A 14,182-nucleotide genomic window follows, 5' to 3' on the forward strand; every position below is an offset into this window, starting at 1 on the left:
ATGACGGGTGGGTGCGTGCTAGGCGTTACTCCGCCGCCTGTTGGGCTACCGTCGGCTCGGTGCCGGCAATGGTTGCGCGGCGCATGTCGCGGGGCTGCGACTGGTCGTAGCGGCGCACGCGGTGCATGGTCTGGCGATTGTCCCACATCACGAGGTCATGCACGGCCCATTTATGGATGTAGACGAATTCCGGCTTTGTCGCGTGCTCAGTGAGATCGCGCAGCAACAGCCGCGCCTCGGGCATGCTCATGCCTTTGATGGCGCCCGCATGCGACGACAGATACAGCGACTTGCGGCCGTGCACCGGATGGGTCCGCACCAGCCGCTGCAACACCGGCTTGAACATCTCTTTCTCTTCATCGGTATAGTCAAGGAAGCCGAGCGAGCCGCGCGAATACATCAGCGAATGCTCGCAGATCAGGTCTTCGATCTCGGCCTTGGTCTCATCGTCGAGCGCGTCATAGGCCGCGCGCATATCGGCGAATTCGGTGTTGCCGCCCTTGGGGTTCACCACCCGCGCCGACAGCAATGAGAATTTGGCCGGGATCGGGCGGAACGAGCTGTCGGAATGCCACAGGCAATTGCCGAGATTGAATAGATGCGCGCGGCTGTCGCGCGGCAATGGCTTGCCGTCCTTGCCGAGGTTGGAAACGTCGTTGAGACCGGTCGAGAGGCGTGAATCCTGAGGCTTGACGATATTGCCGCCGCGCGCGTCTTCGCGCTTGCCGAAATTCAGCGCGAAGGCGAGCTGCTGTTCGTCGGTGATGTCCTGGTCGTGGAAGATGAGCACGGCATATTTGTCCATCGCCGCCTCGACCTCGATCGCTTCCTGCTTTGTCAGGGACTTTCGCAAATCAAGCCCGGAAACTTCGCCGACAAAATGCCGATGCAACTGCCGGATCGCGATCGTCATGGCGTCTCTCCCGAAAGCGGCGGGCGGTTTTGCCCGCTCTGTTTGAGAGAAAAGCTACTCGCTGACATTGCGATGTCAACGCGATAGGGGCTGTGCTGCGCACACACCTGTCATGCCCGGACTTGATCCGGGCATCCATCGACCTTCACAAGAGGCTTTTCAAAGCGGATGGGTTGCCGGGTCAGGCCCTGCAATGATAAGTGCTCACGCGTTCCGCGCCATCAACCCACCATCGACCGGGATCACGGCGCCAGTCAGGAAGGAAGCGGCCGGCAGGCACAGGCTGAGCGTCATGTGCGCCACCTCCTCAGGGTCGCCGTAGCGGCCGAGCGCGGTGCGGCGCTTGGCGTAGATCGTCTTGTGTTCTTCGGAAATCCGCTCGGTGATCGCGGTGCGGATCGGGCCGGGGCAGATGCAGTTCACCGTGATGCCCTCGCGGCCGAGTTCAACGGCGAGCGAGCGGGTGAGGCTGGTGACTCCGCCTTTCGCGGCGGAGTAAGGGCTGTGCAGCGCGGTCGCGCCGAGCGCCTCGGTCGATGCGATATTGACGATTCGCGGGCTCTTCGACTGGCGCAGATGCGGCAGCGCGGCGCGGATGATGCGCGGGTGCGCCGTCAGCATCACGGCCAGCGCCTTGTCCCAGGCGGCTTCATAGCCTTCGTCATCAATCGCCACGCGCACGGAGATGCCGGCATTGTTGATGACGATGTCGAGGGAGCCGAAATGCGCGGCCACGTCGTTGACCACTTTGATGATGTCGTCGGGCTCGGCGACGTCGAGTGTCCAAGCTTTTGCCGAGCCGCCTCTCGCCGTGATCTCGCTGGCGACCGCCTGGGTAGGCTCAGCATTCAGATCGGTCACAGCAACATTGGCGCCTTCGTCCGCGAACACGAGCGCCGTGGCGCGGCCCATGCCGCTGGCAGCACCGGTGACGAGAACGGTCAGGTCTTTGACCGAGCGGCTGAGCTTTTTGAAATCTGGCATGACAGGACCCGGACGAAGATGCGAGGTGCGCGTTGCAGGATTGACAAGGCTGGCACCGATCCGCAGACAGGTCAAACGACTTGCAGCGAGGTGCCAAAGTGACCGATATTCGCGGCCTGCAGATTAGTCGACTGGAGCCTTCCGACGCTGCGCTCTTCCGAGAGATACGGCTGGAGCGCCTGAAGACGAATCCAGAAGCGTTTGGCAGTACGTTCGAGGAAGAAAGTGCGCAGCCGTTGTCGTGGTTCGAAGCTGTCCTTGGTCGCAACGATGTTTTCGGCGCTTTCCTCGATGGGGCGCTCTCTGGTATCGCAGCCTATGCTGCGCAGGCAGGTTTAAAGCACCGCACAAGGCGAGGCTTTGGGGCATGTATGTTCGAAGCACTGCAAGAAATTCCGGCCTTGGCAAGAAGCTTGTTGCGGCCGTTCTCAACCACGCACGCGGACGTGTGGAAATGGTTCAACTGACCGTCGTGAGCGCGAATGATGGCGCGCGCTGGCTCTACCGCGCCATGGGTTTCGTCGAATACGGTTATGAAAAGCGAGCCCTCAAGCAGAACGGGCGATATTATGACGAGCTTCTGATGGTCAAATTCCTCGACGAAAGGCTTGAACCAAGATCACGACAAAAGAGGATCACAGGGATGAACGAACTGGATTTCAGCGGCAGTCAGGTGCTGGTGGTCGGCGGCTCCAGCGGCATCGGCAACGGTATCGCGCAGGCGTTCCGCGCCAGGGGAGCGCGCGTCGCAGCCTGCGGCACCCGCGCCGCCGCCGCCGACTATTCGCCCGACGAAGGATCGCATCTTGAAGGGCTCGACTATTTCCAACTCGACGTCAGTAACGCGCGAGCCATCGAATCCTTCAAGCCGTCCTTCACGCAACTCGACGTGCTGGTTCTCGCGCAAGGCGCGGTGATCTACCGCCGCGGCGAATTCGAGATGGAGGGCTTCCGCAAGGTGGTGGAGGTCAACCTGATGAGCCTGATGGCGTGCGCAACCAAATTCAAGGCGATGCTGAGCGCCAGCCGGGGCTCGCTGATCATCGTCAGTTCGACCGCCGCCTATCACTCCACCATGGGCAACCCGGCCTATAACGCCTCGAAGACCGGCGCGGTCGGCCTGACGCGCACGCTCGGCGAGGCGTGGGCCGGGAACGGCATCCGCGTCAACGGCATCGCACCCGGCCTGGTCGACACCAAGATGACCAAGGCGACGACGGCCAATCCGAAGCGGCTCGAAAGCGCGCTGGAGCGGATTCCGCTAAAGCGGCTCGGCACGCCGGCCGATATGGCCGGCGTGGCGTTGTTCCTGGCTTCGCCGCTTGCGTCCTACATCGTCGGCCAGACCATCGTGGTCGACGGCGGGCTGATTCTGTAAGCCCGACACCTTGCGGAGCGGCGCGTTTCGCGCGCGGCAGGAACCCGAACCGGTCTTGCCGGTTACACCTCCTGAAAACAGGAGTGATCGCGATGGACAAGGATCGGATAGCCGGTTCGGCGAAGGATTTTGCAGGCAAGGTCGAAGGCACTGTCGGCGATATGGCTGGCGACGCGAAGACGCAGGCTGAAGGCCGCGTGCGGGAAGCAGCAGGCACGGTGCAGAACCTGTATGGCCAGGCCAAGGATGCCGCCCGCGAGGCGACCGACACCGCCGTCAACTATGCCAAGGATGCCTATGACCACCGTGGCGACGCCGTTCGCAGCGGCCAGCAAGCGGTGGCGAAGACCGTGCAGGAAAATCCGCTCGGCGCGCTGTTGGTGGCCGCCGGAATTGGATTTGCGTTGGCGCTGCTGATGACGCGCCCGCCGCGCCGCCCGCCGCCGCGCTGGCGTTATTACGGCTGAGCCGGGCTGAAATCACCGCGTGAAAGCGCCCGGCGGGACTTCGGCCGATCGTCCGACATTACCCGGCGGACGCGGCGCGCCCGGAGCAACCGGTCCACGCGGCGGTGCAGCCGTCGGCGGCGCGGGCGGCCGGGGCGCTGTGCCGAAACCGCCGCCGAAGCCGCCGAAGAAATCACGCAATGACGGCCCGTTGTTTTGCGGCGGACGGATCTGCATCGGCATCGACGGCTGTCTCTTCTGTTGCTGCAGCGTTTGCTGCGGCGGCGGCAGCAAAAGCTGTTTTTGCGTGGGCGCTGGCGCCGTTCCGCTCGGTGAGGCGGCTGCAACCGGCGTATCGCCCTTGGCCGGCTCGCGGCCGATTTCACGGCGAGGCCACACGTAGTCGTCGGCGCGGCCGGCCGGCGCCGCCAGCGCTTCACCCTTCACCAGCGTGCGCGCGGCGAGCGCATCGACGGCGGCCGGACGCGAGCCGGGACCGCCGAGCAACTGATCAGTGCCGACCGAAGAAGCCACCAGCGGCATGACCGGTCCGGCCAGCGGACGCGGCGCCGGCTGGCCGGGCGCGACATTGGCCTCCGGCGTTGCCGGCTCGATCGGCACGGCGATCGGTCCGGAGCGCGCGGCCAAGAGGCGCGTCACCTCGCGCTCGACATAGTGGGCGAGCTTGCGCGCGCCCGGCTTGGTGAAGAAAACGCCGTCGGGGGTGCGGAGCTGGCGGATCTGGCCTTCGAAGTCGGGACCCTTTTGCAGAAAACGGCCGGCCTCGTCGACAAAGCCATCCCAGATATCGACATAGGTAATGCCGGCCTTGCCCGCGCCGTCGCGATACAGCGCATCGAGGAACAGCATGTCCGACGTTCCCTTTTGCCCACGGATCGCCGGCAGTCCGACCCACAGCACCGGCACGCCCTTGGATTTGAGAATGCCGATCAGCTCTTCGATCTTCTTGGCGTAGAGCTCGACCCAGCGCTCGTCGCGGAATTCGTAAAGTCCGCCGCCCGCTCTCGCGGGCGCAGCGGTTTGCGGTGTGTCGTTGTCGGCCGCGTCGTCAGGCGATAATTCGGCGTCGACCGGCTTGTCGTCGCGCTTTGCCGTGTCAGCCGAACCTTCCGGCTTCTTGGCATCCGCAGGCTTGGCGTCCGCAGACTTGGCGTCCGGCCTGCCGCGTGCGTCCTTCTTCTCTTCCTTCTTGTCGGCCTTCTTCTCGGTGACCGCCTCGCGGATGGCCTGGCGGTCGTTGAGGCCGAGCATGACGACGATCGCGTCGGGCTTTTCGGTGGCGAGGATGCCCTTGGCCGCCGCGGCCCAATCGGCGGGCTCGCCGCGCGGCTGATACTTGATCAGGCCGGAGACGGTCTTGTGCTTGCGGATCACGCCCATGTCGGGCTGTTCGGCATAGGCGTCTTCCAGACCATAGGCGAGCCAGTCGGCCATGGCGTCGCCAAGCACCAGCACGTTACGTTCAGCCACCGTGTCGCGCTTGGCGGGCGCGGGCGCGCGGGAGAAATCCTGGCGCGGCGCCTGCTGCTGGGGTGTTTGCTGGAAGGGTGCAAAGAAATCGCCGCCGAACCAGCCGCCGCCACGTTGTGGCGCTTGCCGCTGCGGCGGGCCGCCGAAGCCGCCGAAATTGAAAAACTGCGCGGAGGCCGGTCCCCCGATCCCGACCAGGAGCGCGATCGCAACCGCCAGCACCACCAGCGGGCCGGTGTCGGTGAACACGCGCAAGAAGGACGTTGGCTTTCGCATCCGGCTCGGTCGCAAAATGGATCGTGAAGCGTCAAGTATAGTAGCGGAATCGGGCCGCAAGCGGGCAGATTTTCCCCATAAACCGGGGTTCCGGGGCGGCCGTCAAGGCTTCAGCCGAATCGTGGTTTTCACGGCAATTTTCGCGGTCGAAAGCCGCGTTCAGCGCCCTCTCAGCCGCTCCAGCACGTCCGCTGAGGCAAATCCGTCCGCCGGCGCCCCGATCGAGGCCTGGAAGCTGCGGAGTGCCTCCCGGGTCTGGCCGCCGAACTGGCCGTCCGGCGTGCCGCGGTAGAAGCCGCGCTGGGCCAGGAGCTGCTGCAGTTCCAGCCGTTCGGCGCGCGACAGCACCCGTTCCTGCCGCGGCCAGGGCTGCACGAATGGCGCGCCGCCGCGCAGCCGGTCGGCAAAATGGCCGATCGCCAGCGCATAGGCCTCGGCCGGGTTATATTTCATGATGACCCGGAAATTCTGCAGCATCAGAAAGCCGGGCCCCTGCATGCCGGCAGGCGCCAGCAGATAGGCCTTCTCGTTCGTATCAGGGAATGGCTTGCCGTCGGCCCGCTTCAATCCTTGGCCCTGCCACTGCGCGATTGTCATCGCCTTGGACTTGTCCGCCAGCATGAAATTGAAGCCTTCCGGCAGCACCACCTCGTAGCCCCAGCTCCGGCCGGTCTGCCAGCCGTCCTTCTTGAGGTTGTTGGCCGTGGAGGCGATCAGGTCGGCGGCGTTGTCGACGACGTCACGGCGGCCGTCGCCATCACCATCGACGGCGTAACGCTTGAAAGCAGTTGGCATGAATTGCGTCGGCCCGAACGCGCCGGCCCAGGAGCCGCGCATCTGTTCGGGCCGCAAATCGCCGCGGTTGAGGATTTCGAGCGCCGTGAGGAACTCGTCCTTGAAATAGGCCTGGCGGCGGCCGATGCAGGCCAGCGTCGCCGTCGACTGCACCACGTTGCGGTCGCCGATCTGCGTCGAGTAGTTGGATTCGATGCCCCAGATCGAGGCGATGATGTAGCGGTCGACGCCGTAGGCTTTCTCCACCGTGTCGAATTGCGGCTTGTATTTCGCGAGGACCTCGCGCCCCTTGGCGAGGCGGTTGTCGTTCACGAGAATGTCGAGATAGTCCCAGATCGCCTTGGTGAATTCGGGCTGCGAATCCATCAGGTCCATGATACGCAAATCAGGCTCGAGCCCGGCGGTGAAGCGCTCGAAATTCTCCTGGCTGATGTTGCGCCGTGCGGCATCAGGCCACATCGAGGCCACGCAGTTCTGAAAATTCGCCGCCGCCTGCCGGATCGCGCTTGCGGTCATCAGCGGATGACCGGAGGCGCCGTCCTCGCCGCTCCAGGGTGGCGCACCGTTTGTGCCGGGCGCGGTCTGCGGCGTGGGACTGGCCTTGGGACCTGAGAAGATGTTGTCCAAAAAGTTGGAAATCCCGTCACCACCGGCCGATTGGGCATGGGACGGGCTGACCAGCGCTGCCTCAAAGGAACACAACAGCGTGGCGGCGATTAAGATCGCACCGGTTCGATTGCCCATCGTTCGTTCCATCAGACCCATGCCGTACCCGTCCGTCGCAACCAGCCCCCGTGCCAGAAGGCCCTGCCACGGTTTCCAATAGCTTAACAGAGGGCATTTTGTTGTCGCGCCGCCCGCGCGCAAGGGCAGATGCAACGGGAGGCGGGCGGTCACCATACATCCGCCTTTGTTCAGGGCTGCAAACCGGCTATCAACGTGCATTCAAAGCACTTTCCTCATTTTCAAGGCGCCCGACATCCCATGAAAATCCGTAAAGCCGTTTTCCCGGTAGCCGGTCTCGGCACCCGTGTCCTGCCAGCCACCAAGGCCATGCCGAAGGAAATGCTGACCATCGTTGACAAGCCGCTGATCCAGTATGTGGTGGATGAGGCCAAGGAAGCCGGCATCGAGCACTTCGTCTTCGTCACCGGGCGCAACAAGGGCGTGATCGAGGATCATTTCGACCGGATGTTCGAACTCGACACCACGCTGGCCGAGCGCGGCAAAAAGGCCGAGCAGGAGATCCTGGCGCGCGACCAGCCGGAAGCCGGTGCCATGAGCTTCACCAGACAGCAGGCGCCGCTTGGCCTGGGACACGCCGTCTGGTGCGCGCGCGACATCGTCGGCGACGAGCCGTTCGCAGTGGTATTGCCGGATGAGCTGGTGCTGAACACGCCCGGCTGCCTGAAGCAGATGATCGAGGCTGCGGCACAACTCGGGCCCAAATCCAATCTGCTCGCGGTGGAGGCGGTGCCCGACGATCTCACCCACCAATATGGCATTTGCGGTGTCGGCAAGCGCCTGGCCGACAACATGTTCGAGGTTGACGGCATGGTGGAGAAGCCGCCGAAAGGGACTGCGCCGTCAAACCTTTCGATCACCGGGCGCTACATTCTGCAGCCGGAAATCTTTGCTATCCTCAAGACCCAGGAGCGCGGCGCGGGCAACGAGATCCAGCTCACCGATGCGATGAAAGCCCTCGCCAAGACGCAGAAGTTCTATGGTGTCGAGTTCGAGGGCGAGCGGCACGATTGCGGTTCGAAATCCGGCTTCCTGCGCGCCAACCTCGCCTACGGCATGGCGCGCGCAGAGCTGCGCGACGGCCTGCGCGCGGAGATGAAGAATTATCTCGAGAAGTGACGAGAGGGGCGCATTCCGCGTTCCTGCGCTGTCATCATCCGCGAAAAGCGAAAGCGGATGATCCAGTACTCCGCGGCGTTGGTGATCGATCCGAAGTGCCGCGGCGTACTGGATGCCCGCCTTCGCGGGCATGACGATACTGTGTGCTAGGCCACCAGCGCGAGCTGCGGAACTGCGGCGACCACCGACTGGTTGCGGCCGTTGGCCTTGGCCGCGTAGAGCGCCCTGTCGGCCGCTTCGACCAGATAGGCCCAATCGATCGCCGCCGTGGGCGTCATGCTCGCCACGCCGACGCTGACGGTCGTGACGTTGGGATCTTCCGACCATTGCTCGACCTTCAGGCGGATGGTCTCGGCGACCGCGAACGCTTCCACCGCCGAAAGACCCGGCAAAAGCACCGCGAATTCCTCGCCGCCGTATCGCGCCGGACAATCGCCCGCCCGCCGCACCGAGTCGGAAATGCAGATCGCAATGCCGACCAGCACCTGGTCGCCGGCCTGGTGGCCGTAGGTGTCGTTGTAGGCCTTGAAATAGTCCGCATCGATCATCAAAACCGCGACAGGGGTTTGGTTGCGCGCCGCGCGCCGCCATTCCGCGTCGATCTCGATATCGAATTTGCGCCGGTTTTTCAGGCCGGTGAGCGCATCGGTCGTTGCCAGCTCTTCCAGCCTGTCCTCGGCTTCCGCGCGGCGGCCGATCTCGCGCGCGAGGAACAGCGTGGTGCCGACCACGACGATGATCAGCACCAACATGATCGCCCCGATGCGGATCACTTCCCGGTGCCAAAGACTGAGGATGCTCGCCAACGGCTTTCCGACCACGACAAAGAACAGGCTCGTTTGAGCGCTTCGAACGTAAAGTCGCGGTGTCGGGTCTACCGGTCCGACGCCGGCGTAGGCTCCGCCTTCCTTCAGATTGGTCGGGTTCCAGTTTTTCCGCTCCGCCAAGTTCCTGCCGATGACGTCGAGGTCGAACGGCGTCCGCATGATGATCGTGCGGTCGCGGCGCAGCACGGTGATCGTATCGCCGGGGTTGAGGGTCAGGCGGCCGAACAGTTCATGGAAATAGCTGAAACGGATTGAGCCTACCACAACGCCAAGGAAGCCGCCGTCGGAATCATTGATGCGCCGGCTCAATACGACCGAATAGGCGCTGCGGCGTAGCATCGGGCGGCTCATGTAGAGGCCAACGTTGGGATTAGCGCGATGAACCTGGAAATACTCCTCGTCGCTGCGGTCCTCCGGCGCCGGGTCGAGGCTTGCCGCATCATGCGTCAGCTTGCCGTCTGCATCGAACACCTGGATCACGCCGAAATGTCTGGCGGTGGCGGCATGATCGAACAGGATCAGGTGCTGGATCTCCTTGCTGACGTCCTTGATCTCGGGCATCACCAGATTGCTGGCGACGGCGCGCAGCGACAGGTCGTAGAGCTCGATATTCCGGGCGATATCGGCATCGATGCCGGCTGCGAGATTTTCCAGGGTCTGGCGCGCGAGCTCTTCCTCGCCGCGGCGCATGTCGAGCATCACGCTGGTGCAAATCGCGGAGAAACCGATGACGGTTGCGATCGACGAGGCGATCAACAGTTTCGCCGACAGGCGCCAGGGCCGGTGGCCGGAGTCCTTCCTGAACCAACCCTTTCCGGCCAAGTCTCGTCTGTCGCTTTGCCGTCCGAATAGCATCATCCACTCCAGGCCATCCGGTATGTGCCGGATAAATTGTTGCGGCCTTAAGCAGCGACGGCGATATGATAAAGAGTTAACGCCCGGTTGCCGGCGCCGACGGTTTTATGCAAACCACCCTTGAGGACACACGTGAACGTTTACGATCCGTTGCGAGACTATCTGAAGGCGCAGACGCGCTCCGAAGTCGTGCTGAGCTTCGAACAGATCGAGGAAATCATCGACGCCGCGCTGCCGCGCGCCGCCCAGCGCGCCTCCTGGTGGGACAGCCTGCGCAGCCCGCAGGAGAAGATGCCGCAGCGCGAGGCTTGTCTTAAGGCGGGCTACATCGCTACTCGCCAGGCGGATGGGAAAAGTGTGAAGTTCAAGCGGATGCCGGCGAGGCGGTGAGGGTGTGCCGGTTCGTCCGTCATCACCGGCGCATGCAGCGCCGCATGTCCGCTATGAAATACGCTGGGCGAGTCTCCTGTTGGCGTCACTTCCTAGGCGCCGGCCCTACCGTCGCCTCAATTTGGGAAGCAACTCAAAAGACAAGAGCAAAAAATCGATCGTGGGAGGATGGCGCCGATGAGTCGGACGACATGGTCGTTTGGGCGTCCCACGCCTGTGAATCTTGGGCGGTCGCGGCGATAGCCGATGACTGCCATAGCGACATCGAGTCTTGATGGGGCTCTTGATCGGGCAGGGTGGATTGCGCTGTCCGGCAAATCCCGACTTCTAGCGCTCGGACTGCTTACTGGACTTGGGCTGACGCCCGGCTTCGCTGCTGCAGGCGACGAATTGCAGGTGACGAGCGCCCGCGTACCTGCATCCGACGAGATTGGTATCGATCTCCCGCTGGTGATGACAATCAGAAACGATGCGGCCGAAGCCGACGCGATACTGCGCGTCCGCTGTCCGTTTGCGAATTTCTCCGTGAGACACACCGTCGATCGCGGCGAAGGGGCGCCCGCCATGCGCGAGGTCAAGTCGATTCCGGTTCCAGGAAGCAAGACAATCGAACTCACTCGGGACGGATATCACGTCATGCTGCTGCAGACGCGGCAGAAGCTCGTCGATGGCGAGAAGTTCACATGCGCCGTCGTTTTCCAGAAAGCCGGAACCAAAGAAACGGAGGTGCAGATTTCACGAACGCCTTGATCGCGAAAGCGGACTGGTGAAGCCCGCTGAATAGGGCCGTCAGCGACGCGCCCGGATATGCCGGACGCTCAATCCAACATGAACTGCCGACAAGAACTTTGGCAACAAGGAGGGCATTACTCATGCAGCGATCTTCAGGTCACACAAGAATGTTGATGCGAGGCTGTCTGCTTGCCGCGGCAACTGCTGCCGCAAGCGCGATGGGCGCACTGCCCGTCTCCGCCGCGGACATAGTGAGTCAGGAGCGGCTGCTCAACGTCGACAAGGAACCGGGCAACTGGCTTCATCATCATCAGAATTACTCCGCCCACCGGTTCTCCACTCTGAAGGAGATCAACCGAGATAACGTGAAGAACCTGAAGGTCGCCTGGACTATGCACCTCGGCGGCATCGAAGGCGGCGGCATCTGGAGCCATGGCGGGCTGGAAGGCACTCCGATTGCAGAGAATGGTTTCCTCTACGTCACCGATGGATGGGGTTCGGTCTACAAGATCGATGCGCATGGCGGCCGCGGGGTGCTGGTCTGGAAGATGGATCCCAAGACGGACCGCGACTGGGCTGGCGCCGTGGCATGCTGTGGCGTCGATAACCGCGGCGTCGCGCTGTGGGGTGATCTCGTCATTTCGCATACGCTTGATGGCCGGCTGATCGCGACCAACAAGGAAACCGGCCAGGTTGCCTGGCAGCGCACTGTCGCCGATCCGGACAAGGGCGAGGTGCTCACCGGCGCGCCATTGATCGTCAAGAACATGGCGATTACGGGTGTCGCCGGCGCGGAGTACGGCATCCGAGGCTGGATCGCCGCCACCGATCTCACGACCCAGAAGGAGGTCTGGCGCACCTATACAATCCCGGGCAAGGGCGAACCCGGCAGCGAAACCTGGAAAGACAGTAACAACTCGGCGGCCGCCGGCGGCGGTTCGACCTGGGTGACAGGTACCTACGATCCCGCAACCGACACCATCATCTGGGGCATCGGAAACCCAGGACCGGACTGGGATAACGCCTATCGGCCAGGCGACAACCTTTACACCGACAGTTCGCTGGCCCTTGACGCCACGACCGGCAAGATCAAGTGGCACTATCAGCACACGCCAAACGACCCCTACGACTATGACAGCGTGGCGGAAAACGTGCTGGTCGATATCCCCGGGCCGAATGGTCCGCGGAAGCTCGCGCTCGAAGCGGATCGCAACGGCTTCGCCTATGCGATCGATCGCACCAACGGCAAGTTTGTCTGGGGCCTTCCTTTCGTCAAGAAGGTCACATGGACCAAGGGGCTCGACGCAGAGACCGGCAAGCCGATCGAGTACGATCCCAACAAGGCCGTGCAAGCCTATATCGCGTCGGTGACGCCAAGCCGCACCAACTTGGAAACCGACATCTGCCCCGGCAACATGGGCGGCAAGAACTGGCCGCCGACGGCTTACAATCCGGACCTGAAGCTCTGGTACATTCCGGTGATCGAGAGCTGCAATCGCATCAAGGTTGAGGTGATGACGCCGGACAAACTGAAACCGCGCGAGTTCTGGACCGGCGGTGGCCCGAGCCAGCCATTCAGGATCACCGGCAGCGTGACGGCGATCGATGTGACTACCGGCAAGATCGCCGGAAAAATGGAAACGCCGTTCCCCAATTTGGGTGGCATCCTTGCAACTCCCGACCTCGTCTTCACCGGCCAGCCATCCGGCGAAGTGATGGCGCTTGACGCCAAGTCATTGCAGAAGCTCTGGGAGTTCAACACCGGCGGTGGCGTTAACGCACCGCCGATGACCTTTACGGTCGATGGCAAACAGTACATCGCCATCCTGGTCGGCCTGGGCGGCGCCTGGGACAAGTGGTTCATCGACTCGACGCCCGAACTGAAGAAGATACAGCCGGGATCGATGCTCTACGTATTCGCACTCTGACATCCTCGAAACCGGAGGGGCCGTCAATGCGGACCCTCCGGCTTCTTCGACAAGAGCCGCAATGATGATCTGCAACATATTCCAGGCGGCGGCAGGCGTGCTGATAGCGAGCGTCGTCGCCCTCAATTTCTCGATGCTGGCCGCTGCGTATGGTCAATCGACGCAGGCGCCGGCCTCGGATCCGACCAATGCCGGCAAGGCGGTGTTCAGTCGCGCAAATTGCGTGGGTTGCCACAAGTGGCACGGCAATGGCGGCGGCGGCTACGGCGGTGATGCGCTGTCGCTGCGCAAGACCGAGCTGACGCGGGATCAGATTATAGAAACCGTCGGCTGCGGACGGCCGGGCACGGGGATGCCGTTCTTCATGCGCGGCGCATACGATGAGGTGAAATGCCACGGCATGAACCGCCAGGAAGCGGGAGCACAGATGCCGCCCGAGGGCGGAGTGTTTCTGCGGCCCAAGGATATCGAAGCTGTCGCCGACTACGTGATCGCCCACATCAAGGGAGCCGGTGAACCGACTTACGCGGAATGCGTCGCCTTCTTTTCGAACACGTCGCGGGTATGTGACGTCTACAAGACGCAGGCGCAGAAGTCCGATGATGCGACCGCCAGTACGGGGAAGGATCAGTGATGCGCAGACTGATGCTGCCGGGAATTTTTGCTGCGGGCCTGCTTACCTGGCAGGCGATGGCGCTTGCGATCACTCCGGCACGGACGGAAGAATTCAGCGGCAACGATCTGCGCGACATTCGCCTCGGAATGGCCGCGACCGAATTGGCGGAGTCCGGTTACGCCGACTTCCACTGTGCGGCGGATCCGAAGCGCGCATTGGCTGGCTGGAAGGATTGGCGTGACTGTCCGGCCGCTGCGGATGGGACGCGCGCGATCCGCTTTGGTTACGATCCAGCGACCAGCCGCGAGGGCACGATGGTGGCCGGTCATCCTGCGATCCTGACCTTGCTGATCGACAATACCGGCCACGTTGCCGGCTTGCAGATCGAGACCGATCCGAAGGCGCGTCTCTATATCCGGAAGAAGGCGTTTCTGCTGGGGCTACAGGCCAAATCGCGCTACGGCGCGGATGGCTGGGCATGCACCGAGGGCCAGCCGAGTGCGGGAGACCAGCCAGTGGGCGGCATCTACCTCAAGGAACGCTGTACCAAGATGATCAGTGGCCGTTCGCTCATTGTCGAACGCAACCTGTTCCGTCGATCCGATCAGGACATCAAGAGTTTCGTCGATGAAACGCGGATCAGCATATTGCGAGCGAAGGATTAGCCGGTGATCGATGATGCTGGCTG

Annotated in this window: 13 protein-coding genes and 1 pseudogene; 9 read left to right on the plus strand and 5 right to left on the minus strand. The window is 62.9% G+C overall.

Annotated features, from left to right (window positions below; all coding sequences use genetic code 11):
* Positions 1-25: 25 nt before the first annotated feature.
* Both HCN50_RS11305 and HCN50_RS11310 read right to left on the minus strand, forming a co-directional pair.
* Positions 26-913 carry a TauD/TfdA dioxygenase family protein gene (locus HCN50_RS11305; RefSeq protein WP_171709717.1) on the minus strand — a complete coding sequence of 296 codons (888 nt, stop codon included), beginning with the start codon at positions 911-913 and terminating at the stop codon, positions 26-28.
* A 204-nt stretch (positions 914-1,117) separates the two neighbouring features.
* Positions 1,118-1,897, minus strand: a complete 780-nt coding sequence (locus HCN50_RS11310) for an SDR family NAD(P)-dependent oxidoreductase (RefSeq protein WP_171709718.1) — start codon at positions 1,895-1,897, stop codon at positions 1,118-1,120.
* A 367-nt stretch (positions 1,898-2,264) separates the two neighbouring features.
* Between HCN50_RS11310 and HCN50_RS33595 the strand changes: the two are divergent.
* From HCN50_RS33595 to HCN50_RS11325, 3 genes and pseudogenes are all read left to right on the plus strand, one after another.
* A pseudogene (locus tag HCN50_RS33595) lies at positions 2,265-2,417 on the plus strand (GNAT family N-acetyltransferase); the annotation flags it as partial.
* Between the two features lie 123 nt (positions 2,418-2,540).
* A complete protein-coding gene (locus HCN50_RS11320; protein WP_171709987.1) occupies positions 2,541-3,275 on the plus strand; it encodes an SDR family NAD(P)-dependent oxidoreductase in 735 nt (244 codons plus the stop codon).
* A gap of 92 nt (positions 3,276-3,367) precedes the next feature.
* Positions 3,368-3,742, plus strand: coding sequence for a CsbD family protein (locus tag HCN50_RS11325; RefSeq protein WP_171709719.1), 375 nt, complete (start codon positions 3,368-3,370; stop codon positions 3,740-3,742).
* A 12-nt stretch (positions 3,743-3,754) separates the two neighbouring features.
* Here HCN50_RS11325 and HCN50_RS11330 read toward each other — a convergent pair whose 3' ends face one another.
* Both HCN50_RS11330 and HCN50_RS11335 read right to left on the minus strand, forming a co-directional pair.
* Positions 3,755-5,488: an SGNH/GDSL hydrolase family protein gene (locus HCN50_RS11330; protein ID WP_171709720.1), complete on the minus strand. Its 1,734-nt coding sequence runs from the start codon at positions 5,486-5,488 to the stop codon at positions 3,755-3,757.
* 159 nt (positions 5,489-5,647) lie between these two features.
* A complete protein-coding gene (locus tag HCN50_RS11335; protein WP_171709721.1) occupies positions 5,648-7,027 on the minus strand; it encodes a lytic murein transglycosylase in 1,380 nt (459 codons plus the stop codon).
* A 240-nt stretch (positions 7,028-7,267) separates the two neighbouring features.
* On the opposite strand from HCN50_RS11335, the gene galU reads away from it, so the two are divergent.
* Positions 7,268-8,146: a UTP--glucose-1-phosphate uridylyltransferase GalU gene (gene galU, locus HCN50_RS11340; protein WP_171709722.1), complete on the plus strand. Its 879-nt coding sequence runs from the start codon at positions 7,268-7,270 to the stop codon at positions 8,144-8,146.
* Positions 8,147-8,292: 146 nt separating this feature from the next.
* Here galU and HCN50_RS11345 read toward each other — a convergent pair whose 3' ends face one another.
* Positions 8,293-9,795, minus strand: a complete 1,503-nt coding sequence (locus HCN50_RS11345) for a sensor domain-containing diguanylate cyclase (RefSeq protein WP_235976889.1) — start codon at positions 9,793-9,795, stop codon at positions 8,293-8,295.
* A gap of 165 nt (positions 9,796-9,960) precedes the next feature.
* On the opposite strand from HCN50_RS11345, the gene HCN50_RS11350 reads away from it, so the two are divergent.
* The 5 genes from HCN50_RS11350 to HCN50_RS11370 all read left to right on the plus strand — a co-directional run bounded on the left by HCN50_RS11350 (position 9,961) and on the right by HCN50_RS11370 (position 14,159).
* Positions 9,961-10,218 carry a DUF7662 domain-containing protein gene (locus HCN50_RS11350; RefSeq protein WP_171709724.1) on the plus strand — a complete coding sequence of 86 codons (258 nt, stop codon included), beginning with the start codon at positions 9,961-9,963 and terminating at the stop codon, positions 10,216-10,218.
* Positions 10,219-10,464: 246 nt separating this feature from the next.
* Positions 10,465-10,968, plus strand: coding sequence for a copper chaperone PCu(A)C (locus HCN50_RS11355; protein WP_171709725.1), 504 nt, complete (start codon positions 10,465-10,467; stop codon positions 10,966-10,968).
* Positions 10,969-11,123: 155 nt separating this feature from the next.
* The gene (locus HCN50_RS11360) at positions 11,124-12,878 is read left to right on the plus strand and encodes a PQQ-dependent dehydrogenase, methanol/ethanol family (RefSeq protein ID WP_235976890.1); all 1,755 of its coding nucleotides are present in this window, start codon (positions 11,124-11,126) and stop codon (positions 12,876-12,878) included.
* A gap of 133 nt (positions 12,879-13,011) precedes the next feature.
* A complete protein-coding gene (locus HCN50_RS11365) occupies positions 13,012-13,512 on the plus strand; it encodes a c-type cytochrome (RefSeq protein ID WP_171709989.1) in 501 nt (166 codons plus the stop codon).
* Positions 13,512-14,159: a hypothetical protein gene (locus tag HCN50_RS11370; RefSeq protein WP_235976891.1), complete on the plus strand. Its 648-nt coding sequence runs from the start codon at positions 13,512-13,514 to the stop codon at positions 14,157-14,159. Before HCN50_RS11365 ends, HCN50_RS11370 begins: the two co-directional genes overlap by 1 nt.
* The last annotated feature ends 23 nt before the right edge of the window (positions 14,160-14,182 follow it).

The sequence above is a fragment of the Bradyrhizobium archetypum genome (genome assembly GCF_013114835.1).
Lineage (GTDB): Bacteria > Pseudomonadota > Alphaproteobacteria > Rhizobiales > Xanthobacteraceae > Bradyrhizobium > Bradyrhizobium archetypum.